11 protein-coding genes are annotated in these 18,419 nt (G+C 53.2%); 3 read left to right on the top strand and 8 right to left on the bottom strand.

The window, feature by feature from the left end; all coding sequences use genetic code 11:
* Nucleotides 1-76 precede the first annotated feature (76 nt).
* The 4 genes from BOC67_RS00350 to BOC67_RS00365 form a co-directional block, all read right to left on the bottom strand.
* Complete coding sequence (locus tag BOC67_RS00350) at nucleotides 77-628, bottom strand: RNA polymerase sigma factor (RefSeq protein WP_291906136.1); 552 nt, start codon at nucleotides 626-628, stop codon at nucleotides 77-79.
* Nucleotides 629-758: 130 nt separating this feature from the next.
* Nucleotides 759-3,407 (bottom strand): CHAT domain-containing protein, encoded by a 2,649-nt coding sequence (locus tag BOC67_RS00355; protein ID WP_291906137.1) that lies wholly within the window; start codon nucleotides 3,405-3,407, stop codon nucleotides 759-761.
* 23 nt (nucleotides 3,408-3,430) lie between these two features.
* Nucleotides 3,431-5,419 carry a PKD domain-containing protein gene (locus BOC67_RS00360; RefSeq protein WP_291906139.1) on the bottom strand — a complete coding sequence of 663 codons (1,989 nt, stop codon included), beginning with the start codon at nucleotides 5,417-5,419 and terminating at the stop codon, nucleotides 3,431-3,433.
* A 106-nt stretch (nucleotides 5,420-5,525) separates the two neighbouring features.
* Complete coding sequence (locus tag BOC67_RS00365) at nucleotides 5,526-6,614, bottom strand: hypothetical protein (RefSeq protein WP_291906142.1); 1,089 nt, start codon at nucleotides 6,612-6,614, stop codon at nucleotides 5,526-5,528.
* A 140-nt stretch (nucleotides 6,615-6,754) separates the two neighbouring features.
* Here BOC67_RS00365 and BOC67_RS00370 point away from each other — a divergent pair, with 140 nt between their 5' ends.
* On the top strand, nucleotides 6,755-7,312 hold the full coding sequence (locus BOC67_RS00370; protein WP_291906144.1) for a sigma-70 family RNA polymerase sigma factor: 558 nt from the start codon (nucleotides 6,755-6,757) through the stop codon (nucleotides 7,310-7,312).
* A 115-nt stretch (nucleotides 7,313-7,427) separates the two neighbouring features.
* Complete coding sequence (locus BOC67_RS00375; protein WP_291906145.1) at nucleotides 7,428-8,156, top strand: hypothetical protein; 729 nt, start codon at nucleotides 7,428-7,430, stop codon at nucleotides 8,154-8,156.
* On the opposite strand, the gene BOC67_RS00380 is transcribed toward BOC67_RS00375, so the two are convergent.
* The 3 genes from BOC67_RS00380 to BOC67_RS00390 all read right to left on the bottom strand — a co-directional run bounded on the left by BOC67_RS00380 (nucleotide 8,149) and on the right by BOC67_RS00390 (nucleotide 16,138).
* On the bottom strand, nucleotides 8,149-8,694 hold the full coding sequence (locus BOC67_RS00380; protein WP_291906147.1) for an alpha/beta fold hydrolase: 546 nt from the start codon (nucleotides 8,692-8,694) through the stop codon (nucleotides 8,149-8,151). The two genes, BOC67_RS00375 and BOC67_RS00380, sit on opposite strands and share 8 nt — an antisense overlap.
* A 278-nt stretch (nucleotides 8,695-8,972) precedes the next feature.
* Nucleotides 8,973-11,822, bottom strand: a complete 2,850-nt coding sequence (locus tag BOC67_RS00385; protein ID WP_291906148.1) for a TIM-barrel domain-containing protein — start codon at nucleotides 11,820-11,822, stop codon at nucleotides 8,973-8,975.
* Between the two features lie 236 nt (nucleotides 11,823-12,058).
* Nucleotides 12,059-16,138: a hybrid sensor histidine kinase/response regulator transcription factor gene (locus BOC67_RS00390; RefSeq protein ID WP_291906150.1), complete on the bottom strand. Its 4,080-nt coding sequence runs from the start codon at nucleotides 16,136-16,138 to the stop codon at nucleotides 12,059-12,061.
* Nucleotides 16,139-16,622: 484 nt separating this feature from the next.
* On the opposite strand from BOC67_RS00390, the gene BOC67_RS00395 reads away from it, so the two are divergent.
* Nucleotides 16,623-17,444, top strand: coding sequence for a hypothetical protein (locus tag BOC67_RS00395; protein WP_291906151.1), 822 nt, complete (start codon nucleotides 16,623-16,625; stop codon nucleotides 17,442-17,444).
* On the opposite strand, the gene queG is transcribed toward BOC67_RS00395, so the two are convergent.
* Nucleotides 17,445-18,362, bottom strand: a complete 918-nt coding sequence (queG, locus tag BOC67_RS00400) for a tRNA epoxyqueuosine(34) reductase QueG (protein ID WP_291906153.1) — start codon at nucleotides 18,360-18,362, stop codon at nucleotides 17,445-17,447.
* Nucleotides 18,363-18,419 lie beyond the last annotated feature (57 nt).

Raw genomic sequence — 18,419 nt, forward strand, 5'->3', positions numbered from 1 at the left:
TGGGCCTGCAAAACAGCGCCGCTGCGTTGTAGCCTGCAAGGCCCAACGATGGCGGCACAATAGGTATAGGGAGTAATTATAGGAGGAAGGAAGCCATAGAGCCTTTCAGCATAAGCTTCAGCCTTTTATTGGCGGTATTGAGCTGGTTGCGAACTGTTTGTTCGGAGGCCCCGAGTTTGGCGGCAATTTCAGCTACGGATAAATTCTCAAAGCGACTTAACTTAAATACTTCCTGAATGCGTGCAGGCAGCTGGTTCACGTGCTGGTGCAGCTCTTCGTACAGTTGCTTATAATATAACTGGTCGGAGCTGCTGGAGGTAACTTCCGTCAGCAGCCCGGCAAATACATGTTCATGCCGGTTACGGATATCTTCTTTTCGCAGGGCGTTTAAAATGCGTAGCCGCAGTAAAAACAGCAGAAAGGCCCTGGTTTCTTTAGGAAGGGGTAGCGAAGCCCGTTTTTCCCAGAGTTCCAGGAAGAAGTTCTGTAATACATCCTTGGCCATATCCACATCCGCGATGATATTACAGGTATAATGCATGAGGGCATCCCAGTGTTCCTGGAACAGTTGCTCAAACGCCGTAGTATCGCCCTCCTGGAAACGTTCCCACCTGTTATTGTCTGGCATAATCACTGAAGTTGGATAAGCAGGCCCAAAGGTAAGGCCATAGTTATCTGGTTGATAAAACGCTTTTTTATGTTTATGTTAATTGTATGCTGCTTGCCGGCAGGTTTCCGGTTACAACTCATAATCTCCTTTATCCCCGCATCCTTCTCCTGCTGTATATCCATCCCACTAAACCCAATATCAGCGCCAGCACCGGCCAATAACGGCTGTATCCCGCCGCAGCCGCCAGCGGTTGCGCATTGCCCTGGTAATATAAGGCGGCCCAATAGTAAGGCAGCTTATGCAACTCGCTCACTGACGGGTCCTCCAGCCATTGGACCTTAGCCTGTTGCAATGCCATGGCTGCATTGCGCTCTTTTTGCAGCCCCCGGTAAAAATGTTGCATCAGGAGCGGAGCGGTGGCATCGGTCACATTCCATAATGCCGCCACTACTGCCGGCGTACCGGTGGCTACAAAGGCCCTTGCCATACTTTCCGCTCCTTCTCCCGCCATGTATCGCCCATCCGCTGTGCGGCAGGCGCTTAGCACCACCAGGGCCGGATGTTGCGGGGTTTGGTGCAGCTCAAATAAATAAAACGGCGCATCGGATAAGGCAATATGCGGAGCGGCCAGCGTATCCTGCCGGATGTAGGCATGGGAGCTGATATGGAGGATGCCGCCGCGCTGCAGGGCTTTTTTCAGCGCTGTGGTGCTGGCAGCTGCATTTTCGTATAGCTCGCCTGTAACCACTTCCTGTAATAACGTTTTTTCCTGCGCTACCCCCTGTAGGTTGCCCCGCTGCTGCTGCCCGGATACGAAGAAGCCGGTGAATGCCGGTGATTGAGGATCGGTACTATATTGCGCATACCAGGTACGGAGGGAATAGGCGTAGGAAAAGGTAGCCTGCCTGACGAGGAACGGCCATTTGCTGACGGCAGGTTTGTACACGCTGTCCGTCACCAGCGCTTCCACAGGTAAGCCGGTAAGGCTGCCATCCAACAGGAGGCAATAGGACGCGCCGGCTTCCGGCGGATGCGCGCGGAACAGCTGCCGGTAAATCGTATAGGCGTCCCGGTAATATTGCGCCGGTTTGCTCACCATGGCCTGGGGGCCTTCGTCAAAATAATGTTGGCGAAAGTATTGCAGGCTGTCCGCCGGGAGGATCGTACGGTCGAGGTAGCGAATGCCCTGTTGCCCTAACTCCATCGTATATACGAGGTTGCCGGCGGTGAAGTAAGTACGGATATAATTTTTTGGTCCCAGCTTTTTAAGCATCGCAGTTAGCGGCAGGCTGGTATCCGGCTGCTGGGTATGATCCGCCTGTTTATGCAGCCGGGAAAGCTCGTAGGCCAGTTGTTGCTGCCGTTGCCGCATACTGCTGTCCGCACCGCCCTGCTGCAGGGCTTCTTTCTGGTAGTAGGCCTGCGCCTGTTCCAGTACCCTGATCTTATGAATTAGGGTATCTTTTGCGCGAAGGTGGAGGCGTTGGAGCTGTTCCCATAGCAGCTGGGACTTGCTGTCCTCCATAAACAGCAGGAGGTCCTGCCGGTAGTGGTCCTTACCGCCGGCTTTCCAGGCGGTATAGGCGGTGTTAATGGCGCTGGCATAACGGGTACGGATATCCGCTACGGACATTTCCCTTGAGGCTGCGGATACATATGCCTGCCGCAGCTCCCGTTCGGTGGCGAAGGTGAGTTTGTAATAGTGCAGGGCATCGTCGAAACGGCCCTGCGTGGCGTGTACTTCCGCCAGGAGGTAGCAAAGGTCCATCAGGGTGTTTTCCGCATATACATCCGCGGCGGTAACCGCGCGTAAACGTTTGCCGGGGAGTAGTAAAGCGGCGCAGCTGTCGAGGTTGGCCAGCGCTTTATCCGGTTCCTTCCCGGCGGCGTATAGCCGCGCAATGCGCAGGAATAATTTTGCCTGCTCCCGGCGGCGGTGGGGGAGGCGTTCGTAAGGGAAGCGCAATGCCTGCCGGTAATAGCGCATCGCCTGTTGCGGCGAGGCGGCATAAATATCGCCTGCCTGCTGGTAGGCCATGTATAGCCAGTGGGCTGCGGCCGGGTCGTTGGCTGGTTGTTGTGCGAGGATGCGGATAGCCTGGGAGATGGATTGCTGCGCTGCGGGCGTATCGCCCAGCTGCTGGTACACATCCGCCTGCTCTGATAATAACAGGCCATAAAGCGCACTGCGTTTATCCGCCAACGTAATGCCCTTGCGGCAGCAGTCCAGCGCCAGGGCATATTCCCCCCGGTTGGCTGCCGCATTGGCCAGGTTGCTGTAAGTGGCTGCCATGGCGTCTTTGTCTTCCAGGGCAGTCGCAACCTTCAGGGACATGCGGTGGATATAGATCGCCTGATCGTAATCGCCCAGTCGTGTATAGTTGTTACCCAGCGGCTTCAGGATATGCTCCAGCAAGAATTCCGGATCGGCATCGGGAAACTGCTGGCGTACCCAGTCAAAAGCTTTTTGGTAGATGGCCGTGGAGGAAATGATATCGCCTGATTGGAGGTAGCGGTAACCTGCGTTGGCCAGGAGGTCCAGCCAGGCTTGTTTTTCTGGCTGGGTGCGCGGTGCGCGCCAGCTGCTCTGCAGGGTGGCTTCCAGTTGTCTGGCTTTCTGTCCCTGGTCGGGCAAGGGGAGTTGTAGTTGTGCGTATATCCAGCCGCTGAGGTCATCTTTGCTGCGGTAGTAGCGGAGGGTATCGGAGGAGGGGGCGTGGAAGGCAAGTAATGGCACTGCCGCCACCAGCAGCAACAGGTACTTCAACCGCCTGATATGTACAGCGCCTTCAGCCATTTCTTAGCTGAAGTTATGGTTTTTTACAATCGATATATAGCGTAAACAAAAAATCTGTTGGGCGTATTCCCCGTCACCTGCCGGATGTACCTTAAACCCACTGCCGGACCCGCTTTGACGCTTCCTGCCTGCACGTCCGCAAAGGCGGCCGCGTTAAAGGAAGCCAGCCAGGCGGTATTTTCAGTAAGCGTATTGCTGACAGTTTTCAGCACCACATCCGGCCGCTGAAAGTCGGAGAGGTACGCTTTGTTTTCAACAGTTGTTTTAGTGGAGAGGTTAACCTGCGCCAGCGCGCCAACGCCAACGCCTATCCAGCGGTTTAAATTATAACGGAAATGCAGCGGTACTACCTGCAGGGAGCTCCGGGTGATTTGCGTACTGCTGCTCCGGCCGCTCACCATATACGCCCGCCCGTCCACGGTGGTGTCGCGCTTATCCCTCGTGTAGCCGCTCTCGTGGGATTCTTTTTCCAGTACGCCCGCATAGGCTTCCAGCTGGAAATACGGCCTTGACGGCGCAAAGGGCGCCAGTACAGCGCCGAGCTGCAAAGGCCCACGCAGCGTATAGTCGCCACTGTTAGGCGCAAACGTATAGCCGGCTACGATTGCCGGCGATATGCCTTTGATAAACCTTGCCGTAGCCCGGTTGGTATAGATCGGCTCATTCTTATCGAATATAATAGCGGCACTGCTGGAAAACGGGATTTTCTTTGGCTTCTTCTTAAAACGGATGGTGTAACTGATAAATCCCTTGGTGGAGTCCGGGTCCGACACGCCGTCCTGCTGCATGCCTGGCAGGTAAATGTTCCTGAATACGAAATACAGGCTGTCCCTGGTGCGTACGGTATCAATACAGCTTTGCGTGTTATAGGCGGAGTCGCAGTGGATGCACTCGGGGCTCATGCTGTTGATCGCTACCGTTTCTGTATTCAGTTGCTTAGGCACGGCGATGCCGATTGCTACTTTTTTAGCGGGTCCTTTACCGGTATTCTGGAATTGCACTTTATAGGTCAGCTCTTTCTTTTTGCCCATCAGGCGGTAATTGATCCTGCGTTTTTTCAATTGCATCCTGTTGGGATCGTGGGAGGCTACTACCGGCATTTCCAGTGTAAATGCCTCCGGCTGTAAAGCCGGGTTGTCAGGAATCATTACAGCGGTCATGCTCACGATAGCATTGGTGTCTGCAATCATTTCAGGCAGTGTATGCAGGGTTACAAAAAGGAATCGTTCTGTACCCTGGTTAGCCCGGTTAAATTTCATGACGGTATGGCCGCCATATACCTGCTGCATATTTTGTAACAAAGCTTTAGCGGCGCTGTTAGGAGTGCTGCCAGTGCCGGCGGATGGGCCTTTGGCAAAAAGCATGTCACCGGCGTCGCCATCGAGTTGCGCCAGTAACGCCTCCATGGAACTGGAATCCATGCCGTTGTAACTGCGCTTTTCTGCAATGGAAAAACTTTCCCGGTCAAATTGCTTTTCATTGTAAAACAGTACCAGGGAGCCTGCGCCAATATCTCCTGCCGGATCCCTGTAGCCTATCAGCGCTACAAAATCTTCTCCGGGTTTGGGGCTCCTGTTTGTTTTCATTTCAATGTTTCCATTACCGTGGAAAAAGTGCGAAGCCCAGATAGTGCCCTTCATGGGTTTCTTGACTTTTATAGGCCGTGGTTTGGTTGGCGGCGCTTTACCATCGTCGTAGTTATTGGTAGCGTATAGCCGTAACAGGTAGGTGCCGGTATCGCTGTAATGCAGGGTAGGCGTTTTGGCGAAGCTGAAGGTACCGTCGCCCAGCTCCCAGAAGTAGGTATAAAAGGCGGCGGGCGCGCCGGCAATCTGCCTGAGCGGCCGCAGGTTGGCTGAAACCCGCATACTGTCGTCCTCGCCGGTAACCACAATTTCGGCCGGTATGGTATCTTCCGGGAATGCGGGCGGCCGGGGCGCGGCCGGCGTTTGCGCCATGGCGCAGGTATGCCTTAGGAGCAACAGTACAATGATAGGGAACCAGTATTTCATACCCTATAAATATAGATAATAATTATACAAAACAGCAATAAGCCGGCACGCCGGCCAGCTTATTGCCCTTCAACATTCGGGGATATATAAACGGATAACAGGCCGGTTATTTACTATTCATGCTGTTGATAAGCGTCAGGAGGCCATTGGCATCCACGGGCTGTAAGTCAAAGCTGACAGTGGTATAGTTGTCCGTGCCGGCAGGCGCGCCAATCACCACGGTTTTCTGTTCGGCGTAGAACTGGCCGTTTACGGCGCTGATAGCCAGGAAGGTGCCTTCCATACCAACGGAAATAGAGGCCTGGTAACTGTGGAAGCCTTCTTTACCGCTCGGGGCTGACATGATCACATTATAGAACTTCACCAGCGTATTCATATTCTTCGGTTTGAAGAACAGCATGCTGGGTTGCTCACCGCCGTAGCTGGAAGCAGTTTCGTTGTTAAAGTGATTGGTGAAATAAGCCATCACCGTGGTTTTAGGGTTCGGCAGGGAAGCGATGGCATCACAGTTCAGCCAGTGCAGGAGGCTATCCAGCCTGAAGTCCATACTACCGTTCGCGGAGTTGAAGAAGGCAAAGCTGGATGGAATCTGGTTCCAGGCAACGCCTTTTTGGGCGGCTATCTGCGAGGTCAGCGTAACGGGCTGGTTAATGTGATTGTATCCATATTGCGTTAAAGTAATAGTGGTATCGCCACTCCACATAGGCACCTCCTTATTGGCGCCGTTGGCAGCCGCTCTGGCAGGCACCTGTACCCGGATACCACTATCATTGTTCCGTTGCAGGCCAAGGGCCTGTGAACCCTGCGCTGCTTTCACAAAGAATTCCCCGTAGGATTCCAGCAGCCTGCCATCGCTGGTCACAGTCGCCTTGTCCGCCAGTATCATCCCACTCACATTCAAAATCTCCCGGATACTGAGTGTAACAGGGCCGGTAACAGGTTGCCCGGACGCCGTCACAAAGGCATTCGCAGCAACATGGAATTTTGTGCCCTTGGAGGTAGTGATAGTACCGCCGGCTGCACCATCCACCGTAAACGATTCGAACTTTGGGGCATGGCTGTTCAGCAGGTCCGCGAGCATACGCGCATCCTGTCCGCCGGCAGGAGCGTCGTTATGGTTATTCTTTTTACAGGCGCCCATCGCTAAGGCGGCGGCAACAAAAAGGGCGATCGGTTTTACAGAGATGCTTTTCATAACAATTATTTTTTGATGGTGAGTTTTTAGGTTTGTTTGTAAAGAGATCAACGGACCTTTGCATTTGTTACCCCCTTTTTCAAAAAAAATTTCAGGAAAGATGTATTTTTAAGGATATCAACCATTTAATTCAATCCCAGATGGCAATTCACCCCGATCAGCGTTACCTGGAAGGCCTGCTGAGAAACGATACTTTGATAGTGCAGGAGATCTATCAGCGCTTTTCGGGAAAGATCAAACACTATATTCTGCAACACCATGGCACAGAAGATGATGCCGCTGATATTTTCCAGGAGTCTTTAATAGATATCTACAACCAGGCAAAACACAGGCAGCTGGAGCTGAGTTGCCCCTTTGAGCCTTTCCTGTTGCTGATCTGTAAAAGGAAATGGCTGAATGATATAAAAAAAAGGGGCCGGCAGCCGGTAACAAAAAAGCTGGATGATGTATATGATGTAGGGGAAGATGTATTTGCCGCTGCGGAACAAACCATCCAGGACGAAGCGCGTACGGCTTTTATCCTTGCTCAGTTTGAACGCTTGGGCGAAAAATGCAGGGAAATCCTCCGGAGCAGCCTCGCGGGCGAAGCGCAGGAGAGAATCGCCGCTGCGATGAGGGTAACGTATGGCTACCTGCGAAAGAAGAAATCGGAGTGTATGGCTAAGCTGCTTTCGTATATACAGGGACAAAAGGTTTAGTGTATGCGTGGTGATATATTACCCGTTACGATTCCTGCACAGGGACAAAAAGTTTAGTGTATTACCCGTTACGACGACATGCTTTCCTCCACACCGGAATAAAAATATTTAATCTATGAGTGGTTATAATAATGAAGATATCATCCGTTACGTAGATGGCGACATGGACGCCGCGGAAGCCGCGCGCTTTGAAGCTGCCCTGGGGAACGATCCGGCCCTTGCCGCCGCCGTAACCTCCTACCGGGAAGTCAAAGCCACCCTGGCGCAACGCCTGCCTGCGGACCTGCAGCTGGAAGCGCTGAAAGGCACGCTGGCGCAACAACGTTCCGTCCATTTCAGCAGGCCGGCAAAGGTAGTGCCCATCCGCCGCTACCTGGCAGCTATCGCCGCCGCCGCTGCCATACTGGTAGCCGTGTGGTTCCTGCTGCCGGATAACCACAAAAACTACCTGCAGGAATACAGTACCGGCATGGAGGTATCCGCAGAGCGCGGGGATGAAAATGATACGCTACTGATACATGCAGCGGAGCTTTACAACAATAAGGAATATACGAAAGCGATAGCCGTATTGGATACCTGCCTGCAGCGCGACAGTACCAACGCGCAGGCGCTCTACTACCGCGGCCTCGCCGGCATTTACGCCAACTCGCCGGCACAGGGAGTAGCCGACCTGGAAAGAACATTTGCCGGGGAATCTATCTTTAAATATGATGCTGCTTTTTACCTCGCCGTACATTACGCGCAATTGCATCAAAAGGATAGCGCGCTGTATTGGATAGATAAGATTCCAGCGGAGGCGGCGCCATATGAGAAAGCGAGCAAATTGAGGAAGGAGGTTAAATAGCCACTCCCTGCGGCAACAATTCCCGCAGCAGCTGCAACCCTTCCGGCCATTCGCCCAAATCTGACTGCGCATTCAGGTGCCCCTTCGCGCCCATATTCACAAACCGGCTGCCCCAGGTGGCGGCAAAATAAGTAGCCCGGTCAAGGGTGCAATATTCATCATTGGTACTGGCAGCCACAATGGTCCGGAAAGGCAACCTGTCCTTAGGCACAGGAGCAAAACCAGTCGCCTCCGGCGGAAAGCCGGGGCGCTCCACATCCGCAGGAGCTACCAGCAAAGCGCCGGCAATACTGCGCTTCGTATGCGCGGCCCAGTGAACCACGGCAATGCAGGCCAGGCTATGCGCCGCAATCACCACCTGCGGCCCCGCAGCGGCTACCTCTTTTTCTATCTGCGCTACCCAGGCTGCGCACACCGGCGCATCCCAGGAGGTTTGTTCAATACGTTTGGTGGCGGGAATCAACTGTTCCCACAGGGTTTGCCAATGTTGAGGGCCGGAACTCCCAAGCCCCGGCGCAGTGAGCAGGTGTATAGCCATGTATGGACGAAGGTTTGTACAGAAAGATAATAAATATCTCACCAAAATATATCCCTCAAAAAAAATAGCCGGTGCTAAACAACACCGGCAACAGGTAACAACCAAAACAGCATATTACATACTGTAGTAATTTTAAAAGGAGGCTGCCTTAGCCACCTTCGCCCGTTTACCGGGAAAGATGGGTAAGGCAACCTCCGGGTAGTGGAATTTTAAAATGAAAATCTTTGCGTTGATAATCCAGCCTGCGTCCTGACAAACTTTAAAAAAATTGATCTGGGTCAGAAGGCCCTGATCGTTTTTGCTATTCCATTATATGTTATCAGTTCGCTTTTAATACCTGTCAATTGATCCGGCGACGCCGGATGCTTTTTATCCACTATAATGATGTTGAAATATCTCGTTGTCAGCATGCCGGGGAAGCTGCCTTCCCTGGCGCCTATCGTCAGCTCCTGCTTCGCTTCGTTCCATTGGAAACGGATACGGCTAAACGCGCCCTGCTCGTAATCGTAGTTGGTATTGCCGTCCTCATACAAGGCAAACTGCGCATCCTTGCCGGCATACACAAACAGCTGGATCGTATCCGGCTTCTTTTCCGCCACATATTGCAGTTCCGGCCCCACCGGCAGAATACTGCCTTCCTTCACATACAGCGGCATCCTCGAAAGCGGCGCTGCTACAGTAATACGGCGGCCGCCTGTTACATACTTCCCGGTATAGAAATCGTACCAGCCGGTTGTTTTGGGGAGATATACCTCCCGCTGGCGCGCCTGGTACGTAGTAACGGGGTTGACCAGCAGGGACGGGCCGAACATAAACTGGTCGCGAATACGCAGCGTTGCCGTATCACCCCCGAAATCCATAGGGAGGCCACGCATGATCGTATAGTCGTGGTGGTAAGTATCGCCCGACAGGGTATAAACATATGGTAGCAACCGGTAACGCAGTTTATCATAATAGAGCATGGACTGATACGCCTCGCTGTTTTCCGGGGCGATGTGGAACATCTCCCGGTAAGGGTACTGGCCATGGGAGCGGAACAGCGGACAAAAAGCGCCATACTGGAACCAGCGGGTGTTCAGCTCCTGCCATTCGGCAGCGGCAGCGCCCTGCGGATCCGGATGATCGTATTTATCCTCTACGAAAAATCCACCGATGTCCGTCGTCCAGTACGGCAAGCCGGACATGGAGTAGTTCAGCCCCGCCGGTATCTGGCGGGCCATCTCATCGAAAGTGGCCGCTATATCCCCGCTCCACGATGCGGCGGCATACCGCTGTATGCCGGCATAGGCATTACGGGTAAGTATAAACACCCGCTGATCCGGCCTGGCAGCCCGTTGCCCTTCGTACACGCCCCGCGCGTTCAGCACGGAATAAGTGTTGAAGTATTGCGCCGCCGGGCCTATCGCCGTCGGGTCCATCAGCTTTTTACGATGCGCGATAGATGCATTGCTGAGGATGTCCGGCTCGGTGGCATCCAGCCACCAGGCGTCCACGCCTTTGCTGAAAAGCCGCTCGTTCATAAAATGCCAGAACAGCTTGCGGGCATCCGGGTTAAAGGCATCGTAAAAAGTAGATACATAGCCTTTCCCGATCCAGTCCCGCTGCCGGTCCAGGATATTCTGTTTATACAGCCAGCCCTCTTTGTCAAAGGCTTTATAAGTACTGATCCCTTCGTAAAACTTCGGCCATACGGAAATCATGAACTGCGTATGGTACTTGTTATGCAGGCGGTCTATCATCCCTGCCGGATCGCTGAAGCGCGCCGGGTCAAACTCCTGGCTGCCCCATTCGTCCTGCTTCCAGTAGCTCCAATCCAGTACGATATTGTCCAGCGGAATTTGCTTCTCCCGGAAGGCAGCCACCGTCTGCTCAATCTCGTCCTGCGTTTTATAACGCTCCCGGCTTTGCCAGAAGCCCATCGCCCAACGGGGTAGCATAGTCGCTTTACCGGTGATCCGGCGGTACCCGCCAATCACTTCGTCCATTGTACGGCCATATACAAAGTAGTAATCCAATCTCTCCCCAACCTCAGCAGTAAAAATGGCTTTATGCCGGTACGCCGCAGGCGCAGGAGATAAAGTTTTGATGGAAAGGAACGACTGCGCCGTTTCCGGAATCCATTCCACCTTAACGGGAACGGCTACACCCTTTTTCAGCGCTACCCTGAACTGGGAAGGGCCGGGGTTCCAGCTTTCCCGCCATTTGTCCAGCTGCAGCTTGCCGTCGATCCATATCTTCAGGTAGCCGGATGCCTGGATGAAGAATTTATATTCGCCGGTTTCATCGCCTTTCAGGGCGCCTTCCCAAACGGCCTTCCCTTTTTCCAGCGGAAACGCCTTTGGAAGGCGGGGGAGGTCCTCCAGGAACTCGTAGTCGATCACACTGTCCCGCTGCTGCAGGTACACCTGCCCGGTTTTTTTATCGCTGTACGTGGCGGTCAATGCGCCCGGCCTGCCATCCGCTGCTATTAGCTGCAGGGCGTTCAGCTGCCGGCGCTCCCGCGGATCGCCAAACCTGGTAATGGAATAGTTATCCCAGAGAATGCCGAATTTATCGGTCGACACCAGGAACGGCACTGCCGAAATCGAATTGTACTGGGTAAGGTCCACGTCCTCGCCATTGTAGTTCATCAGCCCCGTTTGGTGCTGCCCCAGGCCATACAGGCCGGCGGCAGGGTTCACGTCAAATACCTGCTGTACCTGGTACAGGGCCTTGCCATTGATGGTTGCCGGCTGAAAAGTACGGCCGCCGGCTGCCTGTTCGGATAAGATCACTTTGCCGGCAAGGTCCCGGAAGATCACCTGCCCGCTGGTTTTATTGACGTCCACCCGCAGGGCTTTCGTCGTCAGCGTATAGTACGCGGCCTGGTCCTTATAATCCCAGGGAATATTTTTACCGGCAACTTCCACCGCCATGATACTGGGCGTACTGCTGATCGCTTGATCCGGAGAGGCGGTAACGTGCACAATATTATCACTGATCACCTGCAGCCGCACCCGGGCCGCCCCGTTTTTAGCCGGCTTGTCCAGCCGGATCAGTATGCCGTCCGCCAGCCGCTCCACCTGCCCGGCATAACACCAGGAGGCGATACAAGTCATTAATACAATCGGCAAGGTCCTTTTTGTCATGTCGTGTGGAATTTTGGCTTGGCAGCCTTTTCAGCGTTCATAACGATGCCGGCAAAAATAGAGGGGGCCCGGCACTTTGAGGGTACTGTTCTGTTTATGATTAGGGGTCAAAATGTTAACGGGAAAGGGGAGGCGCGCCGGTTGCAGGGGTAACGGATGTTAAGGAGCGCGCCACTGTGGCGGGTTTTAATGGATTGCCGTATAGCAGCGGTGCTGCCACCGCCGCCAGGCCGGCCCTATTCCCCATCCTGCTTCTTTCGCCCATATACTGACGGCAGTTCATTAAACTCCAGCTTAAAATACTTCGTGAAATACTTCGGGTTATTGAACCCCACTTCATATGCCACCTCGGCTACGGACAACTGACTTTTTTCCAGCAGTTGCGCCGCGCGTTTTAACCGGATGCTCCGGATAAATTCAATCGGCGACTTGCCGGTGATGGAGAGGATTTTCTTATAAGCGGATACGCGGCTCATGAACAGGGCGCGACTCAACTCCTCCACGGAAAAGTCCGGGTTGGAAATGTTTTTTTCTACAATCTCTACCGCCTGTTGTATAAACTGCTCGTCCGCAGAGGAAATTTCAATTTCGCTGGGATGCGCGTCGAAATGCTGCCGGAAGGTATTCCGTAGGGAGGCCTGCTGCTGCACAATATTCCGGATCTTCGAAAGCAGCATTTCAAAGTTAAAGGGCTTGGTCACATAATCCGTAGCCCCGGTTTCCAGGGCTTCCAGCTGCTGCGCTTCCTCCGCCCGGGCCGTCAGCAATACAATCGGGAGGTGACTGGTTTTAGCGTTTGCCCGTACTTTTTTGCAAAGTTCCAGCCCGTCCATCTGCGGCATGGCAATATCGCTCACAATGAGCTGCGGCTGAAAAGTTTGCAGCAGCTTCCAGGCCGACTGCCCGTTTTCAGCTTCCTCTACGTGGTAATACTGGCTCAAATTATCTTTCAGGTAAAAGCGGAAATCTTCGTTATCCTCTACCAGCAATATTTTTGGTAAGTCTTTTTCGGGGGGTGGGGGAGATGCGGGCGCCGCCTCCGGTAAACTGCGCAACTGGGCGTTCAGGGGCCCGGCCACTGCATCGGCTGTTTGCACCGGCAGCGTAACGGTAAAACAGCTCCCCATTTCAGGGGCACTGTCCACTGTAATGCTACCGCCATGCATTTTCACAAACTCCCGCGTAATGCTCAATCCTATGCCGCTGCCCTGGTTCATGACAGCGCCGGCCACGTCATGCTGGAAGAAGCGATCGAAAATATGCGCCTGCTTTTCCAGCGGGATGCCTATCCCGTTGTCTTTCACAAGCAGCTGCACCTGCGATTGCTCCGCATCGTATTGCAGTTCCACAGCTATTTTGCCGTAGTCCGGCGTGAACTTGAAGGCGTTGGAGAGGAGGTTGAAAATGATCTTCTCTATCTTATCCGCGTCATACGTCATCGGGAGCGACTGCACATTGCTCACAAAGTCCAGCTGGATATGCTTTTTCTCCGAGAGGTCGGAGAAGCCCTGGGTCAGCTCTTTCACAAACGCGGCCAGGTCGCCGGGCGCCGTATGCAGTTTGATCTGCTCCACTTCCAGCTTGCGGAAGTCCAGGAGCTGGTTCACGAGGTTGAGCAGGCGGCGGGCATTGCGTTGCATCAGCTGCAACTGGCCGTTCAGTTGTTTGTCCATACCCATGCTGATCAGGCGTTCCAGCGGCGTGATGATCAGGCTGAGCGGCGTCCTGAACTCGTGGCTCACATTTGTGAAGAAGCGGATCTTCAAAGCATCCAGTTCATGCATACGTTCCGCTTCGCGTATCTGCTCGGCTACCCTGAATTTCAGCCGTTCCCTTTCCAGGATGATCCGGCGGGCCAGCACCAGCGCGCCAATGATCAGCAGCGCATAGAGCAGGAATGCCGGCCAGGTTTTCCAGAACGGCGGCAGGATGCGGATATGCAGCGTTGCGCCCGTGTCGTTCCAGATGCCGTCGTTATTGGAAGCCTTGACCCTGAAAGTATAATCCCCGGGGTCCAGGTTGGTGAAGGTAGCTTTGCGCTGCGTACCGTCCGTATAAAGCCAGTTGTTGTTAAAGCCTTCCAGCTTATAGGCGTAGCGGTTTTTCTCCGGGTGGAAGTAGTTGAGCGCGGCAAATTCGATGGAGAACATATTTTGATTATGCCGCAGCGTCAGGGATTTGGTGAGCGGCATCGCCTCATGTAGTATCGTACGCCCCTGCAGTTGCTGGCCGGGTTCTATCCGCTGGTTGAATACCTGTAAGTCCGTCAGCACCACGGGCGGAATGTTGTTGTTAAGCCGTATCTGCCCCGGGTAAAAGAGGTTGAAGCCATTGCCTCCGCCGAATATCAGCTCCCCCTTGCTGGTACGCAGGGCCGCGTTTTCATTGAACTCCCTGCCTTGCAAACCATCCGCTTCATCGTAATTCCTGAAGGTAAACCGGCCGTTTTTCTCCTGCATGTTCGAGAGGCCGTTGGGTGTACTCATCCAAAGCCCGCTGCGGTCATCTTCCAGGATGTTCAGCACTGTATTGCTGGGCAATCCATTCTCTTTGCGAAAATTGCGGAAAGTATTATTCACCGGGTCATACAAACTTAAACCGTCGCGGGTGCCCACCCAGAGCCGTTGCCGGCGGTCCTCAAACAGGCATACAATGTTATTGTGGCTGATGCTGCCGGGTTGGCCGCTGCTGTTAAACCGCCGGGCCACGCCGGTTCCCCGGGTGTAAACGGTGAGTCCTTCGCTGCCGCCCACCCAGATGCGGCCGTCATGATCCTGCAGTAATGCGGATACGTAGCGGTAAGGGAACAACCGGTCCATGCGCCGGAACTGCCCTGTAGCCGGATTGAAAATATTCACGCCCCCGTTGAGTGTACCTACCCACAGCTGGTGCTGGTCGTCTTCCATCAGCTCCCACACGCTGTTGTCGCTGATCGTCGTACTGTCGGCAGCGTTATGTTTGTAATGCGCAAACCCGCTGCCGGTAAAGCGGTCCAGTCCACCGAAATAGGTACCCACCCAAAGCTGGCCCTGGTGGTCGATCAGCAGGCTTACCACCACATTGCCGGCAATGCTGGCAGGGTTGGCCGGTTCATGCTTGTACTGCCGGAAGGTATTATTGCTGCGGTCAAAATAAATAAGTCCGCCCCCGTTGGTACCTATCCAGAGGTTGCCTTTGGCATCCTCCACGAAGCGGTTCACATCATCGAAAGGCAAACTGTTACGGTTATACGCCTGGTATTGAAACAGGGGGAATTTCACCATGTTTTCATGGTAGTAGTTCAGGCCTTTCTTGTAGGTCCCGATCCAGATAATGCCGCTGTTATCGCGGTACAGCGTGGTAATACTGTTTTGACTGAGGCTGCGGTGATCGTCCGGGATATTCTGCACATAGCGGACCGTATGCTTTCTCTTATCGATGATATTGATCCCCCCGTGATCCGTGCCTATCCAAACTTCCCCGTTGTTGCCGGGTACTATGCCTCTTATAATATTATTATTGAGGGAGATAACCGGCGACGTTTGGCTGAACTGCGTCCACCTGTCAGCCGCAGTTTCGTAATACCATACGCCGTTGTCGTCCTTGTCGCCATAGGCCCACAGGTCCCCGTCCATATCCATGCACAACGTGTAGCCGTTTCCGTTTAGCTGCCGCAGGGCGGTATTTTGCCGGAGCGCTTTGCCGGTGGCTGCGTCCAGCTGTTCCAGTATTCCGTTGTCGTGAATGATCCAGTAATGCCCTTTGTTATCCGCCACCAGGTCAGCCACGGTAGCAGTGGCAATACTGCCTGGTTGCTTGCCCGGCAGCAGGTGTATGGTGGGTTGTCCGGTTTGTGTCAGGTAGATGCCATTGCCTTCCTGCAGGAAAATAAAGCGGTCCTTATCCCGGATCACATCGGTGATGCCATTGGCGGTAATCCCCAGCGGCTGCAGGATGCGTTCAGGATGGTGATCAAACTTATTCGTTGCCGGATCGTAAAGGTCAATGCCGTTGCGGGTAAACAGCCATAGCTTATTCCCCGGGCCGGGTTGTATCTTTTCAATGGTATTGTCCGCCAGGGTAGTGGTATCCCTGGCGTCGTGCTGGTAGCTGCGGAACGTATAGCCGTCATACCGGTTAAGCCCCGATACAGTGCCGATCCACATAAACCCGCTGCTATCCTTATAAATACAATTCACCTGGTTGTTGATCAGGCCATCGTTATTATCAATATGATTGAACTGGTACGCTAATGTCTGCGCAGGCAGCGTTCCTGCATGCAATAACATTACTATAATGGAGATGAGTAGATACTGTAGGGAAGTCCGCTTCCTCATGGTCACGCTGCTTTGGTTGACATATCGCTACGGAAAGATAGCTATACTATGGCTAAAAAAACAGAAAGGTCGAAAGAATTCGACCTTTATTGCTAAAATTCCACGTTATGGCACTCAGGTCCATAAAAAGTTGAAAATTTTTTGCCGCCTATATAACACACAACCCGCCATTACCGGTGGGTTGCAGGGGATTCGGAATGAATGTCAGACTGACAAATTATAGGCTAAAAGCTCAATAAATTGATATACTTTTAGACTATCACAAATGTAGCTCATGCTAAAACGAATGTCAAGTATTAGCAGGTTTATTTTTGCAATATTTGCAAGTATTTTAGCATGATAAGTTTGGAAACCGGTTGACGCCGCCAGTCGGAATGCAAACGTTTGCAATTTATTAAAAAATTGTATTACATTTTGCGAAAAAATTAGCTTTCCCGTCAAAGCGCGTCCATTAATATTGTAATCGATTAAAGACTAATAGAAAATGCCACGTTCCCACTTTTTCCGCGGAGTACTCTCCGCCATGCTGATGGCCCTGAGCGCGCCTGCATGGGCGCAGCAGTTGCCCGCAAAGAATGTTACCGTCACGCTCGACTACTTCTTTAACCACGAATTCAAAAAAGACAAGGCCGGCAACACTGTGCGCTGGCACTACACCTGGGAAGAGCAGGATTACGGCGGGTTCTCCCTCTGGGGGCATATCTTCGATTCGCTCGGCGCCAAAAGGGATACGCTTGCCGCAGCGCCCTCCGCAGCCACGCTGAAAGGTACCGGCATCTATATCATCGTAGACCCTGATACCGAGAAGGAAACCGCATCTCCCAACTATATGAACGATACCTACGCCAAAGCGATTTACAACTGGGTGAAAGCAGGCGGGGTATTGGTATTGCTGCAAAACGACTCCCTCAATTCCGAGTTCACGCATTTCAATAAACTCTCGGACCGCTTCGGTATCCACTTCAACGGGGATTCCAAAAACAGGGTGCAGGGCCGCAACTTTGAGCAGGGCGCCGTATTCTTCCCCCCAAACCACGAAATATTCCCGAACGTGAAGAAGGCCTATATCAAGGAAGTCTCCACCCTTACCCTGAAAGCCCCTGCCAGAGCGGTACACAGGGATGCGGAGAATAATATACTCATGGCCGTAGCCAAAGTAGGGAAGGGGACCGTATTTGCCGTAGGCGATCCCTGGTTTTACAATGAATACACAGATGGGAAAAAACTGCCGGCAGAATTCCAGAACTACGCCGCCGCTGCGGACCTGGCCGCATGGTTGCTGAAGCAGGCGCCCGCTAAAAAATAATTATGGCTGTTTGAGGAATTGCAGGTTGCGGCGGATGCCCGCATATTTGCTGCGCTTGAGCGGCGAATGACGGAAGATGGTCTTAAACGCCTCTTCCGTCATCTCTTCCCAGTCGCTGGTACTGAAATTCAAAATAGCCGGTATAGGCGTAAACGCTACTTCGCTGTTAGGTTTGGAAAAGCGGTTCCAGGGGCATACATCCTGGCAGGTATCGCAGCCAAACATCCAGTTGTCGAAACTGCCCTGCATCTTTTCCGGTATCAGCTGGTCCTTCAGCTCTATGGTGAAATAGGAAATACAACGGCTTCCGTCCACTACCCCGGGGGATACAATGGCCCCCGTCGGGCAGGCATCCAGGCAACGGGTGCAGGTCCCGCAGTAATCCCCCACAGGCCCGTCATACTCCAGCTCAATATCCGTAATAAGGGTCGCAATAAAAAAGAAGGACCCCGATTGTTTGTTGATGATATTCCCATTCTTTCCCATCCAGCCCAGGCCGCTGCGCCGGGCCCAGCTGCGCTCCAACACCGGCGCCGAGTCCACAAAACCGCGCCCCTGCACCGCGCCGATATGCTCCTGCATCCGGTCCAGCATCGTCTTCAGTTTCGCCCTTATAACCTCATGATAGTCTTCCCCATAAGCGTACTTGGAAACTTTAGGCGCATCGCTGCGCTGCTTTTCCGATGGGAAATAGTTGTATAAAAGTGTGATAACGGATTTGGCGCCGTCCACCAGCTTGCGCGGGTCAATACGTTTGTCAAAATGGTTCTCCATGTAATGCATACTGCCATGCATCCCCTTTTTGAGCCACTGTTCCAGCCGCCGCGCATCATCGTCCAGCTGCACCGCCTCCGATATGCCGCAGTAGTCAAAGCCCAGTTCCCTGGCCAGCGCTTTTATATACCTCGTATGTTCCACCCTGCGAAATTACAACTTGTCCTGTTCAATTCCCTGCTGAGGATATTTGAGTATATT

This window comes from Chitinophaga sp. CB10 (assembly GCA_001870995.2).
Taxonomy (GTDB): domain Bacteria; phylum Bacteroidota; class Bacteroidia; order Chitinophagales; family Chitinophagaceae; genus Chitinophaga.